The sequence below is a fragment of the Klebsiella sp. X1-16S-Nf21 genome (assembly GCF_002837615.1).
In the GTDB taxonomy this organism is placed as follows: Bacteria; Pseudomonadota; Gammaproteobacteria; order Enterobacterales; family Enterobacteriaceae; genus Klebsiella; species Klebsiella variicola.
In genome coordinates, this window is the sequence record NZ_PJDK01000042.1 from 32,591 (window position 1) to 51,678 (window position 19,088).

At 60.6% G+C, this 19,088-nt stretch carries 14 protein-coding genes and 1 riboswitch; of the genes, 4 read left to right on the forward strand and 10 right to left on the reverse strand.

Going from position 1 to position 19,088, the window contains the following annotated elements; all coding sequences use genetic code 11:
• The first annotated feature begins 155 nt into the window (after positions 1-155).
• Positions 156-1,520, forward strand: a complete 1,365-nt coding sequence (locus CW267_RS18775) for a 2-hydroxycarboxylate transporter family protein (RefSeq protein ID WP_008807467.1) — start codon at positions 156-158, stop codon at positions 1,518-1,520.
• Positions 1,521-1,699: 179 nt separating this feature from the next.
• A complete protein-coding gene (gene citX, locus CW267_RS18785; RefSeq protein WP_008807466.1) occupies positions 1,700-2,239 on the forward strand; it encodes a citrate lyase holo-[acyl-carrier protein] synthase in 540 nt (179 codons plus the stop codon).
• 42 nt (positions 2,240-2,281) lie between these two features.
• Here citX and rluA read toward each other — a convergent pair whose 3' ends face one another.
• The 6 genes from rluA to araB all read right to left on the reverse strand — a co-directional run bounded on the left by rluA (position 2,282) and on the right by araB (position 12,608).
• The gene (gene rluA, locus CW267_RS18790) at positions 2,282-2,941 is read right to left on the reverse strand and encodes a bifunctional tRNA pseudouridine(32) synthase/23S rRNA pseudouridine(746) synthase RluA (protein ID WP_008807465.1); all 660 of its coding nucleotides are present in this window, start codon (positions 2,939-2,941) and stop codon (positions 2,282-2,284) included.
• A gap of 12 nt (positions 2,942-2,953) precedes the next feature.
• The gene (gene rapA, locus CW267_RS18795; RefSeq protein WP_012542873.1) at positions 2,954-5,860 is read right to left on the reverse strand and encodes an RNA polymerase-associated protein RapA; all 2,907 of its coding nucleotides are present in this window, start codon (positions 5,858-5,860) and stop codon (positions 2,954-2,956) included.
• Between the two features lie 186 nt (positions 5,861-6,046).
• Positions 6,047-8,404, reverse strand: coding sequence for a DNA polymerase II (gene polB, locus CW267_RS18805; protein ID WP_064171255.1), 2,358 nt, complete (start codon positions 8,402-8,404; stop codon positions 6,047-6,049).
• A gap of 148 nt (positions 8,405-8,552) precedes the next feature.
• Entirely contained in the window at positions 8,553-9,248 is a 696-nt protein-coding gene (gene araD, locus CW267_RS18810) for an L-ribulose-5-phosphate 4-epimerase (protein WP_012968949.1), read from the reverse strand.
• 137 nt (positions 9,249-9,385) lie between these two features.
• On the reverse strand, positions 9,386-10,888 hold the full coding sequence (araA, locus tag CW267_RS18815; protein WP_008807461.1) for an L-arabinose isomerase: 1,503 nt from the start codon (positions 10,886-10,888) through the stop codon (positions 9,386-9,388).
• 10 nt (positions 10,889-10,898) lie between these two features.
• Positions 10,899-12,608 carry a ribulokinase gene (araB, locus tag CW267_RS18820; protein WP_012542869.1) on the reverse strand — a complete coding sequence of 570 codons (1,710 nt, stop codon included), beginning with the start codon at positions 12,606-12,608 and terminating at the stop codon, positions 10,899-10,901.
• A gap of 336 nt (positions 12,609-12,944) precedes the next feature.
• Here araB and araC point away from each other — a divergent pair, with 336 nt between their 5' ends.
• Both araC and CW267_RS18830 read left to right on the forward strand, forming a co-directional pair.
• Positions 12,945-13,790, forward strand: a complete 846-nt coding sequence (gene araC, locus CW267_RS18825; protein WP_004204301.1) for an arabinose operon transcriptional regulator AraC — start codon at positions 12,945-12,947, stop codon at positions 13,788-13,790.
• Between the two features lie 128 nt (positions 13,791-13,918).
• Positions 13,919-14,686 carry a DedA family protein gene (locus tag CW267_RS18830; protein ID WP_008807458.1) on the forward strand — a complete coding sequence of 256 codons (768 nt, stop codon included), beginning with the start codon at positions 13,919-13,921 and terminating at the stop codon, positions 14,684-14,686.
• On the opposite strand, the gene thiQ is transcribed toward CW267_RS18830, so the two are convergent.
• The 4 genes from thiQ to sgrR all read right to left on the reverse strand — a co-directional run.
• A complete protein-coding gene (gene thiQ / locus CW267_RS18835) occupies positions 14,673-15,374 on the reverse strand; it encodes a thiamine ABC transporter ATP-binding protein ThiQ (RefSeq protein ID WP_032756197.1) in 702 nt (233 codons plus the stop codon). The two genes, CW267_RS18830 and thiQ, sit on opposite strands and share 14 nt — an antisense overlap.
• Positions 15,358-16,968, reverse strand: coding sequence for a thiamine/thiamine pyrophosphate ABC transporter permease ThiP (gene thiP, locus CW267_RS18840; protein ID WP_008807456.1), 1,611 nt, complete (start codon positions 16,966-16,968; stop codon positions 15,358-15,360). Before thiP ends, thiQ begins: the two co-directional genes overlap by 17 nt.
• Positions 16,944-17,927, reverse strand: coding sequence for a thiamine ABC transporter substrate binding subunit (gene thiB / locus CW267_RS18845; protein ID WP_016160289.1), 984 nt, complete (start codon positions 17,925-17,927; stop codon positions 16,944-16,946). The genes thiP and thiB overlap by 25 nt, the downstream gene beginning before the upstream one ends.
• Before the next feature lie 32 nt (positions 17,928-17,959).
• Positions 17,960-18,179, reverse strand: a riboswitch (TPP riboswitch).
• Positions 18,180-18,216: 37 nt separating this feature from the next.
• The coding region (gene sgrR / locus CW267_RS18850) for an HTH-type transcriptional regulator SgrR (RefSeq protein ID WP_133124744.1) at positions 18,217-19,088 on the reverse strand (872 nt) is incomplete at its 5' end.

Genomic DNA, 19,088 nt, shown 5'->3' on the forward strand with positions numbered 1-19,088 from the left:
AATCAGAGATATATCACCCCTTAGCGGTTCCGTGAATAGAAACCATAAAAACCATAGTGACCATTAAAACTTCTTTTTTAATCTGGGGAGCTTCACATTAACGACGCCGCTGTCCCTTTACGCTGAAAATGAATAATAACGACAGGGCTGAATTTATGAGCACCACAGACAATGCATTCTCTGCAACCCTTGAACCGATCAATACGCCGAAAACCACGCTGAAGCAGCGCTGGTGGCACATCATGGATAACTGGAAGGTAGGGATCGTCCCGCTGCCGCTATTTTTGCTGGCCGGGGGGCTGATTGCCCTCGACTGCCTTGGCGGTAAACTGCCGAGCGATATCGTGGTGATGGTGGCCACCCTGGCTTTCTTTGGCTTCGCCTGCGGCGAGTTTGGTAAGCGCCTGCCGGTGCTGGGAAAACTCGGCGCGGCGGCGATCTGCGCCACTTTTATTCCTTCCGCGCTGGTCCACTACGGTCTGCTGCCGGATGTGGTCGTGGAATCCACCACCAAATTCTATAAATCCACCAATATCCTCTATCTCTACATCTGCTGCATCATCGTCGGCAGCATCATGAGTATGAACCGCACCACGCTGATTCAGGGCTTTCTGAAGATCTTCTTCCCGATGCTGTGTGGCGAAGTGGTTGGCATGCTGGTGGGCATCGGCGTCGGCACGCTGCTGGGCATGGAGCCGTTCCAGGTGTTCTTCTTTATCGTGCTGCCGATCATGGCCGGTGGCGTGGGGGAAGGGGCGATCCCGCTGTCAATGGGTTACGCCGCGCTGATGCATATGGAGCAGGGCGTGGCGCTGGGCCGGATATTGCCGATGGTGATGCTCGGCAGTCTGACGGCGATCGTTATCTCCGGCTGCCTCAACCAGCTCGGCAAGCGCTCCCCGCATCTCACCGGTGAAGGGCAACTGATGCCGAACCGCAGCAATGAAACCCGTAGCCTCGGCGAGAGCGAAGGCGTGAGCGGCAAAACCGACGTCGGGACCCTGGCCTCCGGCGCGCTGCTGGCGGTGCTGCTGTATATGATGGGGATGCTTGGCCACAAACTGATTGGCCTGCCGGCGCCGGTGGGCATGCTGTTCCTCGCGGTGCTGTTAAAGCTGGCTAACGTGGTTTCTCCACGCCTGCAGGAGGGATCGCAGATGGTGTATAAATTCTTCCGCACCGCGGTGACTTACCCGATCCTCTTTGCCGTCGGCGTGGCGATCACCCCGTGGCAGGAACTGGTAAACGCCTTCACGCTGACCAACCTGCTGGTGATTGTCAGTACCGTCTCGGCGCTGGTGGCGACCGGGTTCTTTGTGGGTAAAAAAATAGGGATGCACCCGATCGATGTGGCGATTGTCTCCTGCTGCCAGAGCGGGCAGGGCGGCACCGGCGATGTGGCGATCCTGACCGCCGGTAACCGCATGAGCCTGATGCCGTTCGCGCAGATCGCTACCCGCATCGGCGGGGCGATAAATGTCTCGCTGGGACTGCTGTTCCTCAGCCACTATCTGGCGTGATTAAACGCTGCGCTAAGCGATAAATCTGCCATTTTCCGCTACAGAACGCAGAAAATATCTGCGTTCTGTATCCTAAATGCTCCGCATTTAGCGTTACAATCAGCGCGCGATCGGCTATCGCATCCATCATCATGACAGCCCAGGCGCTGTCGCATTTATCATATGTAGGAGAGGAATTAATGTCAGTGGATACTCCCGCCCAGGCGGGCGTCAGCATCGATGCATTGCTGGCGGCGAAAGAGCAGCGTGCAGCCCGCCAGGCTGACTGGCTGGCCCATTATCAGCAGCCTGTTATTTCCCTGACCCTGGTGACCCCGGGGGCGGTGAAAGACAGCATTCGCTATCGCAACATGATGGGCGTTGCCCTCCAGGCCTGCGACCAGCTGCTGTGGAAGCACCGCTGGCAAGCGCTGGATCGTCAGGTGCTGTGGTTGCCGACCGGGCCCGAAGCGCTGTGGTGCGTGGCGCACCCGGCCAGCGAAATCAAAGCGATGTGCAGCACGCTGGAGCAGAGCCATCCGCTGGGACGCCTGTGGGATATCGATGTGATCTGTCCACAGAACGGGCAGGTGGGACGTCAGTCGCTGGGTGAGTCGCAGCGCCGCTGTCTGCTGTGTGATGAGCCGGCGCACGCCTGCGCGCGCAGCCGTCGCCACGACACCGATCTCGTCGTGGCGCGCGTTGAGCAGATGATTGATGCGTGGTTTGCCCGCGACTAACGGGTCAGTATTCCCCGGCGGCAAGGCGCTACCGGGGACATCCTAAAAGTCGACCGGCGCGCGAAAGGTCATCGCGTTGCCGTAGGCAGGGTGGGTGATGGTGAGCGTCTCGGCGTGCAGCAGCAGACGCGGGGCCATCGCCAGCGCCTCCGGCGTGGCGTAAAAGCGGTCGCCAAGGATCGGATGCCCCAGCGCCAGCATATGCACGCGCAGCTGATGCGAGCGCCCGGTAATCGGCTTCAGGCGCACGCGGGCGGTGTTGTCCTCCGCGTACTCCAGCACCTCATACTCGGTTTGCGCCGCTTTGCCGGTTTCGTAGCACACCTTCTGCTTTGGCCGGTTCGGCCAGTCGCAAATCAGCGGTAAATCCACCAGACCTTCCGCCGGCTGCGGATGGCCCCAGACGCGGGCAACGTACTGTTTTTTCGGCTCGCGCTCGCGGAACTGACGTTTCAGCTCACGCTCCGCGGCTTTATTCAGCGCCACCACAATCACGCCGCTGGTGGCCATATCCAGGCGATGCACCGATTCGGCCTGCGGGAAGTCGCGCTGAATGCGCGTCATCACGCTGTCTTTATGCTCCTCAAGACGACCGGGTACGGACAACAAGCCGCTCGGCTTGTTGACCACCATGATGTGCTCATCCTGATACAGGATCACCAGCCAGGGATCCTGCGGCGGATTGTAGTTTTCCATCGCCATGTTCGCGTTCCGTTACTGGTGGGTGACGACGATCAGACGCAGCGCGTCCAGACGCCATCCGGCCTGCGCCAGCGCATCCATCACCTGCTGACGGTTGCTTTCGATCGCCGCCAGTTCGTCGTCACGGATGTTCGGGTTCACCGCCTTCAGCGCTTCCAGACGCGACAGCTCCGCCGTCAGCTTTTCATCGGCTTCGTTACGCGCTGCGTCGATCAGCCCCAGCGCCGCTTTGGCGATCTGCGCTTCGCCCTGTTGCAGAATGGCGTGAACGTCCTGCTGCACCGCGTTGACCAGTTTGCTGCCGGTGTGGCGGTTAACCGCGCTCAGCTGGCGGTTGAAGCTTTCAAATTCCACCTGGCCGGCGAGGTTGTTGCCGTTTTTATCCAGCAGCAGGCGAACCGGGGTCGCCGGCAGGAAGCGGTTAAGCTGCAGCTGCTTCGGCGCCTGCGCTTCGACGACGTAGATCAGCTCCAGCAGCAGGGTGCCGACCGGCAGCGCCTTATTCTTCAGCAGGGAAATGGTGCTGCTGCCGGTATCGCCGGAGAGGATCAGATCCAGACCGTTGCGGATCAGCGGATGTTCCCAGGTGATGAACTGCGCATCTTCACGCGACAGCGCCACGTCACGCTCGAAGGTGATGGTGCAGCCGTCTTCCGGCAGGCCCGGGAAATCCGGGACCAGCATATGGTCGGACGGGGTGAGGACGATCAGGTTTTCACCGCGGTCGTCCTGGTTGATGCCGACGATATCGAACAGGTTCATCGAGAAGGCGATCAGACTGGTGTCGTCATCCTGCTCTTCGATGCTCTCCGCCAGCGCCTGCGCTTTCTCACCGCCGTTGGAGTGGATCTCCAGCAGACGGTCGCGGCCCTGCTCCAGCTGCGCCTTCAGGGCGTCATGCTGTTGGCGGCAGGATTTGATCAGATCGTCAAAGCCATCGGTGGATTCTGGCGCCGCAAGATAGTTGATCAGTTCATCATGGACGCTGTCGTAGACGGTGCGGCCGGTCGGGCAGGTATGTTCGAAGGCATCGAGCCCTTCGTGATACCAGCGCACCAGCACCGACTGCGCGGTCTTTTCCAGGTATGGAACGTGGATCTGGATATCGTGTGCCTGACCGATACGGTCGAGACGGCCGATACGCTGCTCCAGCAGATCCGGGTTAAATGGCAGGTCGAACATCACCAGGTTGCTGGCGAACTGGAAGTTACGTCCTTCGGAGCCGATTTCGGAGCACAGCAACACCTGCGCGCCGGTGTCTTCTTCGGCAAACCACGCCGCGGCGCGGTCGCGTTCGATAATCGACATCCCTTCATGGAACACCGCGGCGCGGATGCCTTCGCGCTCGCGCAGCACCTGCTCCAGCTGTAGCGCGGTGGCTGCTTTGGCGCAAATCACCAGGACCTTCTGCGAGCGATGGCTGGTCAGGTAGCCCATCAGCCACTCGACGCGCGGGTCGAAGTTCCACCAGGTGCCGGTATCGCCTTCAAATTCCTGATAGATCTGCTCCGGATAGAGCATGTCGCGCGCGCGCTCTTCCGCGGTTTTGCGCGCGCCCATGATGCCAGAGACCTTGATGGCCGTCTGGTACTGGGTCGGCAGCGGCAGACGAATGGTGTGCAGCTCGCGTTTCGGGAAGCCTTTCACGCCGTTACGGGTGTTCCGGAACAGCACGCGGCTGGTGCCGTGGCGGTCCATCAGCATCGAGACCAGCTCCTGGCGCGCGGCCTGAGCGTCTTCGCGATCGCTGTTGGCAGCCTGCAGCAGCGGCTCGATATCCTGCTCGCCGATCAGATCGCCAAGGGTATTGAGTTCGCTATCGCTCAGCGTGTTGCCCGCCAGCAGCAGGGCGACGGCATCGGCGACCGGGCGGTAGTTTTGTTGTTCTTCAACAAACTGGGCAAAATCGTGGAAGCGGTTTGGATCCAGCAGACGCAGGCGCGCAAAGTGGCTCTCCATCCCCAACTGTTCCGGCGTCGCGGTCAGCAGCAGGATGCCCGGCACGCGCTCGGCCAGCTGTTCAATGGCCTGATATTCGCGGCTCGGCGCCTCTTCGCTCCACACCAGGTGGTGCGCTTCGTCGACCACCATCAGGTCCCATTCGGCGTCGCACAGATGCTCCAGGCGCTGTTTGCTGCGGCGCACGAAGTCTAAAGAGCAGATCACCAGCTGTTCGGTTTCGAACGGGTTGTAGGCATCGTGCTGCGCTTCGGCGTAACGTTCGTCGTCGAACAGCGAGAAACGCAGGTTGAAACGGCGTAGCATTTCCACCAGCCACTGGTGCTGGAGGGTTTCCGGGACCACAATCAGCACGCGCTCGGCGGCGCCGGAGAGCAGCTGCTGGTGCAGGATCATCCCGGCTTCAATGGTTTTGCCTAAGCCCACTTCATCGGCCAGCAGGACGCGCGGCGCGTGACGACGGCCCACGTCATGGGCGATGTTCAGCTGATGCGGGATCAGGCTGGTGCGCTGGCCGCGCAGGCCGCTCCACGGCATGCGGTACTGCTCGCTCTGGAACTTACGCGCACGGTAGCGCAGGGCAAAGCGGTCCATACGGTCAATTTGACCGGCAAACAGGCGGTCCTGCGGCTTGCTGAACACCAGTTTGCTGTCGAGCAGCACTTCACGCAGAGTCACGTTCGCTTCCTGGGTGTCCAGGCGAGTACCGGTGTAGGACAGCAGCCCGTTCTCTTCATTCACTTTGTCAACGTGGAGCTGCCAGCCTTCATGGCTGGTAATGGTGTCGCCCGGGTTAAACATCACGCGGGTGATCGGGGAATCGTTGCGAGAGTACAGACGGTTTTCGCCGATGGCGGGGAAAAGGAGAGTGACCATGCGCGCATCCAGCGCTACCACCGTCCCTAATCCTAGTTCGCTCTCTGTGTCGCTAATCCAGCGTTGACCAAGTGTAAAAGGCATATGTGTTCGGCTCTTTGTTCTTTAATTGCAGGCAATAGTTGATCATCTCCATGAATAATCGGAGATGCGTCAAAATTGGGGCCAGGAATGGAAAGGGCGCTATATTACTGGATGGAGGAACGTTCGTCACCTCCTCCGCACCCTTCATTTTTCGGCTTTTGTGCCTGCGGAATGAGTGAGAAAAAATTAAAATAGCCCCAGCTGTCCTGTCACTATTGTAGCAAAGTCATCGTTGACGAAGGGCAGGATCCCTTCCGCCACCGGCTGCAACTGCTTTGTTAAATAGTGATCGTAATCGAGCGGCGACTGCTGGTAATCCACCGGCTCCGGGCCGCTGGTGGTCCAGACGTATTTGATGGTGCCGCGCTGCTGATACTGCTGCGCCCGCCCAAGCTTCACGTTGTGTTCATCCGCCAGCCTCGCGGCGCGCACGTGCGGCGGCACGTTACGTTGATACTCGGCCAGCGGTCGGCGCAGGCGCTTGCGATAAACCAGCTGCTTGTCGAGTTCGCCATTCATCAGCCTGGCGATAGTCTCCCGCACATAATCCTGATACGGCTGGTTGCGGAAGATGCGCAGGTATAACTCCTGTTGAAACTGCTGGGCTAGCGGCGTCCAGTCGGTGCGTACCGTCTCCAGCCCCTTGAACACCATGCGCTGGGCATCGCCCTCCTGAATCATCCCGGCATAGCGCTTCTTGCTGCCGGTATCGGCGCCGCGGATCGTCGGCATTAAAAAGCGGCAGAAGTGGGTTTCATACTCCAGCTCCAGGGCGCTGGTCAGCTGGCTTTTACCAAGCTCCTGCGCCCACCAGGCATTGACGTCGCTGACCAGCTCGCGGCCGATCTCCGCTGCCTGTGCTTCGCTATGCGGGCGTTTCAGCCAGACGAAGGTGGAATCGGTATCGCCGTAGATAACGTCGTAGCCTTTGGCTTCAATTAGCGCTTTGGTCTGGCGCATGATCGCGTGACCGCGCATGGTAATCGACGAGGCGAGACGCGGGTCGAAGAAGCGGCAGGCGCTGGTGCCCAGCACGCCGTAGAAGGCGTTCATGATAATCTTCAGCGCCTGGGAGAGCGGCTTATTATGCTGGCGTTTGGCTTCATCGCGGCCGTGCCAGATCTGGCTAACAATGCCGGGCAGGCAGTGTTTGTCGCGCGAAAAGCGGGCGCCAAGGAAGCCCTCGATGCTGTGCTGATCATCGGGCTGCGCCAGGCCTTCCACCAGGCCGACCGGATCGATTAGAAAGGTACGAATAATCGACGGATACAGGCTTTTATAGTCCAGCACCAGCACCGAGTCATACAGACCGGGGCGGGAGTCCATCACGTAGCCGCCGGGGCTGGCCTGCGGGGGGACGTCGCCGAGGTTCGGCGCCACGTAGCCCAGGCGGTGCATGCGTGGGAAATAGAGATGGCTGAAGGCGGCCACCGATCCGCCGTGGCGATCGGCGGGCAGACCGTTAACCGTCGCCCGTTCGAGCAGAAACGGCATGATCTCCGTTTTGTGGAAGATCCGCGTGACCAGCTCGCAATCCTGCAGGTTATAGATCGCCAGCGCCGGTTTGTCTTCATGGAAGCGGCGATCGATCTCGTCCATCCGATCCCACGGGTTGTCAATGGCTTTACCTTCACCCAGCAGTTCGCGGGCCACGGCCTCCAGTGAAAAGGAGGAGAAGTTCCAGAACGCGGATTTTAGCGCGTCGATGCCGTCGATAATTAGCCGCCCGTTGGCCTGGGCGAAAAAGACGCCGTTCTTAAAACCGTGCTCACGCCACTCCAGCTCGCTGTTGCCGCGGCCGAGACGCAGCGGGATACGATAGCGCTCGGCGTGCTTTTGCAGGACCCGCAGATCGAACTGCACCACGTTCCAGCCGATCAGCACGTCAGGGTCGTGTTCGGCAAACCAGGCGTTGAGCTTTTCCAGCAGCAGGGGACGACTGGCGATGAAGACCAGCTCGAAGTCGACGTCTGGCGGCGTTTCCGGTTCGGGGCCCAGCATGTAGACCACCCGCTGGCCGCAGCCTTCCAGACCGATGCAGTACAGCTCGCCGTGGCGGCTGGTTTCGATATCCAGCGACACCCATTTCAGCGGCGGGCGATAGTCAGGGTTCGGTTTCATGCGCGCGTTGACCAGCTGTGAGCCGCGCGTTTCGCCTTCCACCCACACCGGGGCGGTAATAAAGCGCTCCATCAGGTAGCGCTCCGGCGGACGGATATCACCCTCGTAGACGGTGACGCCACTGTCGCGGAGCATCTTCTCCAGACGCATCAATTGACGATGGGCGCGACAGTAAATGCCGACAACCGGCTGCCGGTGGAAATCTCTCAGGGTCAGTGGAGCGAAGCGGAAGCCTTTCTCCCCCTGCAGCAGCTGTTCAGCCTGCGCCTGCTGCGCTTCGGGGATAAAGGCAACGGACTCCTGCGGCGGCAGCGTGACCTGCAGCGGGCCGTCGTCGGTGGCCAGCCAGAAGGAGAGCTCGCTGCCCTGCGGGGTGTCCCGCCAGTGACGGGTGAGTAAAAAACCTGCTCGTGGCTGGGTCACGGGTATTCTCGCCGATAAAAAACCAGGCCTGATTATAGCCTGGTTTCATGATGGATGCTGGGGTTTTATACAGGTATTCGGCGCTAAGGTGGCCCCGGATTGCGGCTTGCGCCTTATCCGGGCTACCAGACGGTGGCGAGCAGGGTGATTATTGGCCGTAGTAGGCTTTGGCCCCGTGCTTACGCAGATAATGCTTATCTAGCAGCGTCTGCTGCATATCCGGCAGCTGCGGCGCCAGCTGGCGACAGAAGATGCCCATATAGGCGATCTCTTCCAGCACGATGGCGTTATGCACCGCGTCTTCGGCATTCTTACCCCAGGCAAACGGGCCGTGGGAGTGCACCAGCACGCCGGGCATCTGCGCCGGGTCGATTCCCTGCTGACGGAAAGTTTCGACAATCACGTTGCCGGTTTCCCACTCATATTCGCCGTTGATCTCCGCATCGGTCATCAACCGGGTGCAGGGAACCGGGCCATAGAAATAGTCAGCGTGGGTGGTGCCGGTCGCTGGAATGGATTGCCCGGCCTGCGCCCAGATGGTGGCGTGGCGCGAATGGGTATGCACAATACCGCCCAGCGTCGGGAAGGCCTGATACAGCAGGCGATGAGTAGGGGTATCCGACGAGGGCTTCTTGTTGCCTTCCACCACCTCGCCAGTCTCCAGACTGACGACCACCATATCGTCGGCGGTCATCACGCGGTAATCCACGCCGGAGGGTTTGATAACCAGAACGCCCTGGTCGCGGTCGACGGCGCTGACGTTGCCCCAGGTTAAGGTCACCAGATTATGCTGCGGCAGCGCTAAGTTGGCTTCCAGAACCTGGCGTTTAAGATCTTCTAACATAGTGTGCTCCGAATAGCAGGCGAGTCGGGTATCCCTCACCCCGACCCTCTCCCGGCGGGAGAGGGAAAAAGGCGGCATGGCGCCCTGACGGTATCCTCTCCCCAACGGGGAGAGGGAAAGGGTGAGGGGACGGCCTCTTAGCGTTTTGAACCGTAATACACTTCATTCCAGCGCAGCGCGTCCTTGAAGGACGGCAGACGGGTATCGTTGTCGATGACCGTCAGCTCGATATTGTGCAGCTCGGCGAACTGGCGCATATCGTCGAGGTTCAGCGCATGGCTGAAGACGGTATGGTGCGCGCCACCGGCGATGATCCAGGCTTCCGAAGCGGTACGCAGATCCGGCTGCGCTTTCCACAGGGCGTTGGCCACCGGCAGCTTCGGCAGATCGTGCGGCGTCGGGACGGTTTCAATGGTGTTGACCAGCAGACGGAAGCGATCTCCCAGATCGATCAGGCTGGCGACAATCGCCGGGCCGGTCTGGGTATTGAAGATCAAACGCGCCGGATCCGCTTTGCCGCCGATACCCAGCGGCTGGACGTCGAGGATCGGTTTCTCAGCGGTAGCGATCGTCGGGCACACTTCCAGCATATGCGAACCGAGCACCAGGTCGTTGCCGTTGTCGAAGTGGTAGGTGTAATCCTCCATAAAGGAGGTGCCGCCCTGCAGACCGGTTGACATCACCTTCATGATGCGGAGCAGAGCGGCGGTTTTCCAGTCGCCTTCACCGGCAAAGCCGTAGCCCTGCTGCATCAGGCGCTGCACGGCGAGACCCGGAAGCTGTTTCAGGCCGTGGAGATCTTCAAAGGTGGTGGTAAAGGCGTGGAACCCGCCCTGCTCGAGAAAGCGTTTCATCCCCAGCTCAATGCGCGCGGCGTCCAGCACGTTCTGGCGCTTCTCGCCGTGAACCTGCGCTGCCGGGGTCAGACGGTAGCTGCTTTCATATTCATCGACCAGCGCGCTGATATCGCCGTCGCTGATGCTGTTGACCACCTGCACCAGATCGCCGACCGCCCAGGTGTTCACTGAGAAGCCAAACTTGATCTGCGCCGCGACTTTATCGCCGTCGGTCACCGCCACTTCGCGCATGTTATCGCCGAAACGGCACACTTTCAGATGGCGAGTATCCTGTTTGGAGACCGCCTGGCGCATCCAGCCGCCGATGCGCTGGTGGGCTTCTTTATCCTGCCAGTGGCCGGTGACCACGCTGTGTTGCTGGCGCATACGGGCGCCGATGAAACCGAACTCTCGGCCGCCGTGCGCGGTCTGATTCAGGTTCATAAAGTCCATATCGATGCTGTCCCACGGCAGCGCGGCATTGTATTGCGTATGGAACTGCAGCAGCGGCTTGTTGAGGATGGTCAGGCCGTTGATCCACATTTTTGCCGGCGAGAAGGTATGCAACCAGACCACTAACCCGGCGCATTTGTCATCGTAGTTGGCGTCGCGGCAGATATGGGTGATCTCGTCCGGGGTGGTGCCCAGCGGCTTAAGGACCAGTTTGCACGGCAGTTTGGCTTCCGCATTCAGGCTGTTCACCACATGTTCGGCATGCTTCGTCACCTGGCGCAGGGCTTCCGGGCCGTACAGATGTTGACTGCCAATAACGAACCATACTTCATAGTTATCAAAAATCGTCATTTTCGTATCCTTAATGGGTGAGCGCTGCCTGAGATTGCGGGGCTTTTTCCGCCTTTGCAGCCGAAGGGAGATAGTGTTGTTCAGCGCTGATCGACCACTGCTGGTAGCGCTGATAGAGTTGTTCGAAACGTTGCGCCTGCGCCGGGCGTGGCTGCAGGGTGGTTTCCACCTGGCTTGCCATCCGCTGCTGGGCGGCGGGAATATCGTCATAGACGCCGGCGGCGACGGCGGCGAAGATAGCCGCCCCCAGCGCACAGCACTGATCGGAGGCGACAATCTGCAGCGGGCGGTTCAGCACATCGCAGCAGGCCTGCATGATGACCTGGTTTTTCCGTGCGATACCGCCGAGGGCCATCACGTTGTTAACCGGGATCCCCTGCTCGGTGAAGCACTCCATAATGGCGCGGGCGCCAAAGGCGGTGGCGGCGATGAGGCCACCGAACAGCGCCGGCGCGTCGGTCGCCAGGTTAAGATCGGTGATCACCCCTTTCAGACGCTGGTTGGCATTCGGCGTGCGGCGGCCGTTGAACCAGTCGAGCACCACCGGCAGGTGATCGAGGGACGGATTATTGGCCCAGGCTTCGGTGAGCGCCGGCAGTAACTGTTTTTGGCTGGCTTTGATTTGCTCGCGCAACGCCGGCTGCTGCTGAGCCAGTTGTTCCAGCGGCCAGCCGAGAATGCGGCCAAACCAGGCGTAAATATCGCCGAAGGCGGACTGGCCTGCCTCCATGCCGATAAAGTGCGGAACCACGCTGCCGTCAACCTGCCCGCAGATGCCTTTTACCGTGCGCTCGCCGACGCTCTCTTTATCGGCAATCAGGATGTCGCAGGTGGAGGTGCCGATGACTTTCACCAGCGCGTTAGGTTGCGCCCCGGCGCCAACGGCGCCCATATGGCAGTCGAAGGCGCCGCCGGAGATGGCCACGGTCTGCGACAGACCCAGACGCTGGGCCCACTCTGCGCTCAGCGTGCCGACCGGCACATCGGCCGTCCAGGTATCGGTGAACAGCGGCCAGGCCAGATGCTGGTTAATGATGGGATCAAGCTCATCGAAGAAGCTGGCCGGCGGCAGACCGCCCCAGCTTTCGTGCCACAGCGATTTATGTCCGGCGCTGCAGCGGCCGCGGCGCAGATCCTGCGGACGGGTGGTGCCGGAGAGCAGGGCGGGTACCCAGTCGCAAAGCTCTACCCACGAGGCGGCAGCCTGGGCGACGGCGCTATCTTCGCGGGTGACGTGAAGGATTTTGGCCCAGAACCATTCGCTGGAGTAGATACCGCCGATATAGCGCGAGTAATCCTCTTTGCCCGGCTGGTGACACAGGCGGGTGATCGCCTCGGCTTCCTCGACCGCGGTGTGATCCTTCCACAGGACAAACATGGCGTTAGGGTTGTCAGCGAATTCTTCGCGCAGCGCCAGCACGTTGCCCTCGGCATCAACGGGAGCCGGGGTTGAGCCGGTGCTGTCGACGCCAATGCCCACGACGTCGGCGCGCTGTTCGGCGCTCAGCGAAGCGAGCACGCTTTTCAGCGCTGCTTCCATGGACTCGATGTAATCTCGCGGGTGGTGGCGGAACCGGTTGTTAGCCCCATCGCAATACTGCCCTTCCCGCCAGCGCGGATACCACTCTACGCTTGCCGCCAGCTCTGCGCCGGACGCACATTCCACCGCCAGGGCGCGGACTGAGTCACTACCAAAGTCGAGGCCAATCGCAATTGCCATCTTGTTACTCCATGCAGAAATCATTCATGCAGCAACAGTAGATATCCCCGGCAAAATCCGTCAGGCCGGATTCGCTAATCTTATGGATTATTTTGCTGTCACCTCGCAAAGTGTGACGCCGTGCAAATATTCGATGTGGACTTTCCTGCCGTATTTATAGACACTTTTGTTACCCGGTATATCACGGTGGAATGCACGCTGCTGGCGCTTTTTCGCTTACCGTGCGGCTTTTTAGCGAAATTCCCACCGCCGTCGCAGTCGCGACAGGGCCGAGAGCGATAAAATGATGAATATGGACAATTGGTGTCACTAATACCTTCGGGGAGAACCACGCGTATGGCCGAAACGCAAAACGATCCGCTGCTGCCGGGCTACTCTTTTAACGCTCATCTGGTCACCGGCCTCACGCCGATTGAGGCGCAGGGATACCTGGATTTCTTTATCGACCGCCCGCTGGGCATGAAAGGCTATATTCTCAACCTGACGATCCGCGGCGAGGGTGTTATCAACAACCACGGCGAGCAGTTCGTCTGCCGGCCGGGTGATATGTTGCTGTTCCCGCCAGGGGAAATCCATCACTACGGCCGCCATCCCGACGCCAGCGAGTGGTATCACCAGTGGGTCTACTTCCGGCCACGCGCCTACTGGCACGAGTGGCTCAACTGGCCGACGATCTTCGCCCAGACCGGCTTTTTCCGTCCGGATGAACAGTGGCAGGCGCGCTTTGGCGAACTGTTCGGCCAGATCGTCGATGCCGGGCAGGGGGCGGGGCGCTATTCCGAACTGCTGGCGATAAATCTGCTGGAACAGCTGCTGCTGCGGCGCATGGAGGCGATCAACGAATCGCTGCATCCGCCGCTGGATAACCGGGTGCGCGACGCCTGCCAGTACATCAGCGACCATCTGGCGGACAGCCATTTTGATATTGCCAGCGTCGCCCAGCACGTCTGCCTGTCGCCCTCGCGTCTGTCGCACCTGTTCCGCCAGCAGTTGGGGATCAGCGTGCTCGGCTGGCGGGAAGATCAGCGCATCAGCCAGGCCAAACTGCTGCTGAGCACGACACGGATGCCGATCGCCACCGTCGGGCGCAACGTTGGCTTTGAAGATCAGCTCTATTTTTCGCGCGTATTTAAAAAATGCACCGGCGCCAGCCCGAGCGAATTCCGTGCAGGATGTGAATAAAAAGTAAAGAAAGTGAAATGATGACCCGCTTAAATATCACAGCCAGTAAACTATTAAGACAATTGGTGGCTTGACGAGGGCGCGATGGCTCCGGAGAATCCGGGCTTCGTTTTTTAACCGGGTACATTATGCAAGCATTGCTGGAACACTTTATCACCCAATCCACGGTCTACTCGTTGTTAGCCGTGATGCTGGTGGCCTTTCTCGAGTCGCTGGCGCTGGTGGGGCTTATCTTACCCGGAACGGTGATGATGGCCGGCCTTGGGGCGCTTATCGGCAGCGGTGAGGTTAACTTCTGGCAGGCGTGGCTGGCGGGGATTGTCGGCTGTCTGCTGGGCGACTGGATCTCATTCTGGCTCGGCTGGCGCTTTAAAAAGCCGCTGCACCGCTGGTCGTTTATGAAGAAAAACCGTGCCCTGCTGGAGAAGACCGAGCATGCGTTGCATCAGCACAGCATGATCACCATTCTGATCGGCCGCTTTGTTGGGCCGACGCGACCGCTGGTGCCGATGGTCGCCGGGATGCTCGATCTGCCGGTGGCGAAGTTTGTGCTACCGAATATTATCGGCTGCCTGCTCTGGCCGCCGCTCTATTTCCTGCCCGGCATTCTCGCCGGGGCGGCGATTGATATTCCGGCCGATGAAAACAGCGCCAGCTTTAAATGGCTGCTGTTGGGGGCGGCGCTGCTGGCCTGGCTGGCAGGGTGGCTGTGCTGGCGGCTGTGGCGGAGCGCGAAAACCTCAGGCGATCGCCTGACCCGCTGGCTGCCGCGCGGCCGACTACTGTGGCTGTCACCGCTGATGGTGGTGGTCGCCGCGACGGCGCTGACTCTGGTCTGCCGCCATCCGCTGATGCCGGTCTATCTGGCGATCCTGCACAAGGTTATTGCGCGCTGATGCCCATCAGATGCGAGGCGCTGCTGTTGCCGCTTAACAGCTCGGCGGTGGCGCCATCCCAGACAATCCGCCCTTCGGCGACCACTATCGAGCGCGGCGCGATGCGTGCGGCATCTTCCACGCTGTGGGAGACCATCAGCAGAGTGAGCTGCTGCTGCTCGCAGACATCGGCGACCAGGGACAGCATCTCCTGACGCAGCGCCGGGTCAAGCGCTGAGAAGGGTTCATCCAGTAACAGCACCGGCTGCTGGCGCACCAGACAGCGGGCCAGCGCCGCGCGCTGCCGCTGACCGCCGGAAAGCTCGCCCGGCAGGCGTTCCAGCAGCGCATCAATTCCCATCTGTCCGGCCATCGCCGCCACCTGCGCCTGCTGCTCGCGGTTCAGTTTCAGGCCCGGGTGGATCCCGAGGCTGATATTCTGCCGAACCGTGAGATGGTTAAACAGGTTATTCTCCTGGAACAGCATCGAGACCGGACGCTGCGCCGGCGGCGTCGCGTTATGCACCTCGCCATTGATCCGCAGGCTGCCGCTGGCGGGCGGTAGAAAACCGGCGATCAGATTCAGCAGGGTGCTCTTTCCGGCGCCGCTGGGGCCGAGCACCGCGATGCGCTCGCCGCGCGCGACGTCGAGGGTAAAACGCATCGGCAGATGCTGGTACAGCCAGGTCACATCATTGAGTTTTAGCATCACGCCCCGGAAGTTTTTCAATCAGCGTAAATAATAAGAAACAGAGCAGCAGCAGGAGCAGGGCGGTGACGGCGCCGTCCTGGCTGCGGTAGGCGCCTATCTGCTGGTACAAATAGAAAGGCAGGGTGCGGAACGCCTCGTTGCCGAACAGGGCCACCACGCCGAAGTCACCAATCGACAGCACGCAGGCGAAGGCTAACGCCTGGGCCAGCGGGCGCCGGAGGGCGCGAAGCTCAACCACCCGCAGCCGCGTGAAGCCTTCAATCCCCAACGACTGGCACAGCATACTGTAGCGAGCGGTCACGTCGCGCATCGGGTTTTCCAGCACTTTAAGCGCGTAGGGGATCGCCATCAGGGCATTGGTGAAGATGACGATGCCGTCGGCGGACTCCGGCAGTCCGACGCTGTTACTGAGCAGCAGAAAAAAGCCAGTGGCCAGCACAATCCCCGGCATGGCAAGGATTAACATGCCGCTCAGCTCCATCGCCTGCCCGGCCAGCGGCCGCTGGCGGGCGCGCAGCTCCCGGCTGCTCCACAGCAGCATCATCGTCAGGGTTACGCTCAACAGCCCGGCGGCGATGGCGATGCGCAGAGAGGTACTCAATGCCTGCCAGAGCGCCGGCTGCGCCAGCACGTTCAGCATGTTGCGGTTGATCCCGTCGACGATGACCGCCAGCAGCGGTGGGAGCAGCAGCAGCAGGGCGGCGCCGATCAAGAGTCCGTCGCTCAGGCGGCTGTGCAGACGATCGTCAGGGTCGCGCCAGCCGCGGACATGGCTGACGCCGATAGCCACTGCTTTACTCAGACGCTGGCTGAGCAGTACCAGCGCGAGGCAGCAAAGCATCTGGATCAGCGCCAGCATTGCCGCGCGCGCCGGATCGTAGTCAAAGCTCAGCGCCTGGTAGATAGCCAGCTCAATCGTGGTGGCCTTCGGGCCGCCGCCCAGCGACAGCACGGTGGCGAAGCTGGCGAAGCAGAGCATAAAAATCAGCGCAGCGACGGCGGGAATGTGCCGGCGCATCCACGGCCATTCGACGAGGCGGAAGAAGGCATAGCCGCGCATGCCAAGCTGGGCGGCAATTTGCCGCTGTTCACCAGGGATACTCTCCAGCGCCTGCAGCAGCAGGCGGGTGGCCATCGGCATATTGAAAAAGACGTGCGCCAGCAGGATGCCCTGCAGACCGTAGGGCGAGAAATCCCACTGCCAGCCGAGCGCGTGAAACAGCGAGGCCAGCCAGCCCTGGCGGCCATAGACGCTGAGGATGCCAAACACCGCCACCAGCACCGGCAGGATCAGGGTCATCGCGCACAGGCGCAGCAGCAGTGTGCGGCCCGGGAAGCGACGCCGGTAAAGGGCGCGGGCGAGAAAGATCGCCGGCCCCACCGAGAACAGCGCTGACAGCGACGCCTGCCAGAAGGAGAAGCGCACCACGTGCCACAGGTAGCTATCGCTGAAGACTGATTGCCAGCCCGCGCCGGGGGCGCTAAACCACAGCGCCAGAAACGCCGCCAGCGCGACGGCGCAGAGCAGGGTAGCGGCAAAAAGGCCCGGCAATAGCCCGCGAAGGTTTAGCGGCTGACGGCGCGTTGCCATGCGCTAATCCAGGTCTGACGCTCGCTGGCGACCTGCTGCGGGGTAAACGCCAGGGTGGTCTGCGGCTTCACCAGGGTATCAAACCCGGCCGGCAGCGCGACCTGAGTCACCGGATACATCCAGTTCCCGGTGGGGATGGCGTTCTGGAAGCCAGGCGAGACCATAAATTTGAGGAACTTCTCCGCCAGTTCCGGCTGCTTGCTGGCGGCGGTACGCGCGGCAACTTCGACCTGCAGATAATGGCCTTCGGCGAAGCTCGCCGCCGCATAGTTGTCTTTCTTCTCTTCAATAATGTGGTAAGCCGGCGAGGTGGTGTAGCTTAAGACCAGGTCGCTTTCCCCTTTCAGGAACAGACCGTAGGCTTCACTCCAGCCCTTGGTGACGGTGACCGTTTTCGCCGCCAGTTTCTGCCAGGCCTCGGGCGCTTTATCGCCATAGACCTTTTGCATCCACAGCAGCAGGCCCAGCCCCGGGGTGCTGGTGCGGGGATCTTCGTAGATGACGCGCCATTTCTGCGGGCTCTCAACCAGCTCTTTCAGGCTTTTCGGCGGGTTAGCCAGTTTATTTTTGTCATAGACGAAGGCGAAATAGCCGTAATCGTAGGGGACAAAGGTGTCATTATCCCAGCCGCCCGGCACGCTGACCGCGCTGGCAGGAACGTGGCTTTTGGCGAACAGTTTACTCTGCGCCGCGGCTTCCAGCAGGTTGTTATCCAGGCCAAGCACGATGTCGGCCTTGCTATTCTTGCCTTCCATGCGCAGGCGATTCAGTAGCGAAACGCCATCTTCCAGGGCGACGAACTTCAGTTCGCAGCCGCAGTCCGCTTCAAAGGCTTTTTTGACCGCCGGGCCGGGGCCCCAGTCGGCAGAGAAGGAGTCATAGGTATAGACGGTGAGGACAGGCTTAGCCAGAGCGGGCATGGCGACCAGCGCCAGCAGCGGGAGTAATTTTTTCAACACTTTGCACCTCACAAAAAAGGGGTGGCAAAGGATTTTGAGTGAGCCTCAAATCCCTTCGCCGGCGTTATCCGGATCAGGTTCGACGGGTATTTTCTCAGCCCATACGCTTCATCCTTCAAGCCGCATCTGCGTTAGCTTCGCGCGTTCACCCCAGTCACATAGTTATCTATGCTCCAGGGGATTCACCCGCTTGCTGCCTTGATGCAACTTGAATGATATTGCGTATGTTTATTAGCACCCCGTTGAGAACGGCCTTAGTGTAATGATTTTGTCAGATGACGGAAAGCGCTTACGGCTCCGGCGGCGCAAACCACGCGGATTTAAAGTCGAACCAGCCGAGGGTGTTCATCCGTACGCCGCGCATACTGCGCTGCCCCTGAATCATCAGCCAGTGGTGGATCAGCGGCACGATATGTTGCCCGGCCAGCAGCCGCTGGCTCCAGGTGGCCGGATTAAACTCTCCCGCGCGCCAGCGGCAGGCGTCTGCCTGCCAGTCAATGGGGATGCAGCGCTGAATGAGCGGGACTTCGTACAGATAGGCGAAGAGTGAGAATTCGATCGGTAAGGTGAAGTTAACGCTGTTGAGCCAGATATCGCTGACCACCTCGCCGCGATGCCAGGCATCGTACTCCAGCTCCTGGATCTCCAGCTTTACCTGATGCGCTGCCAGCAGGTCGCGCATGATCCCGCCGATCACCCGGTGTTCGACGTGATCGCGGTAATAGGTGAGGGTGACGGTCTCCAGCCCCGCCGGCTTCTCGCAGGCGTGGTTGCTGGCGTGATGCCAGCGCGGCAGCAGGCCGTAGGCGGGAAACCAGTTGCCCTGGTAGTGTTCGCCCGCATGGTAGAGCAGGTTGGCGGGCTGAAACAGATAGCTTAACCAGCGACGCACCGCGTCGTTGGCCCCCAGCGGGCTTCGCGAGTCGAACAGCAGGTAATAGCAGCCCTCTTCCAGGCGACTCTCCACCGCTTTTTCGCTTTCGGTATTGCCCTGCAGCGTCAGGCCGCCATTGGGCTCTTCACTAATTTCCGGCAGCACCCAGACGTTCACCTCATCGATCAGCGCCCGGTAGCCAAAATAGTCTTCAAAGGCATGGATCTTGAGCTGGTTCTGATTGTTACGCACCACGGCATAAGGGCCGGTGCCGACCGGCATGGAGG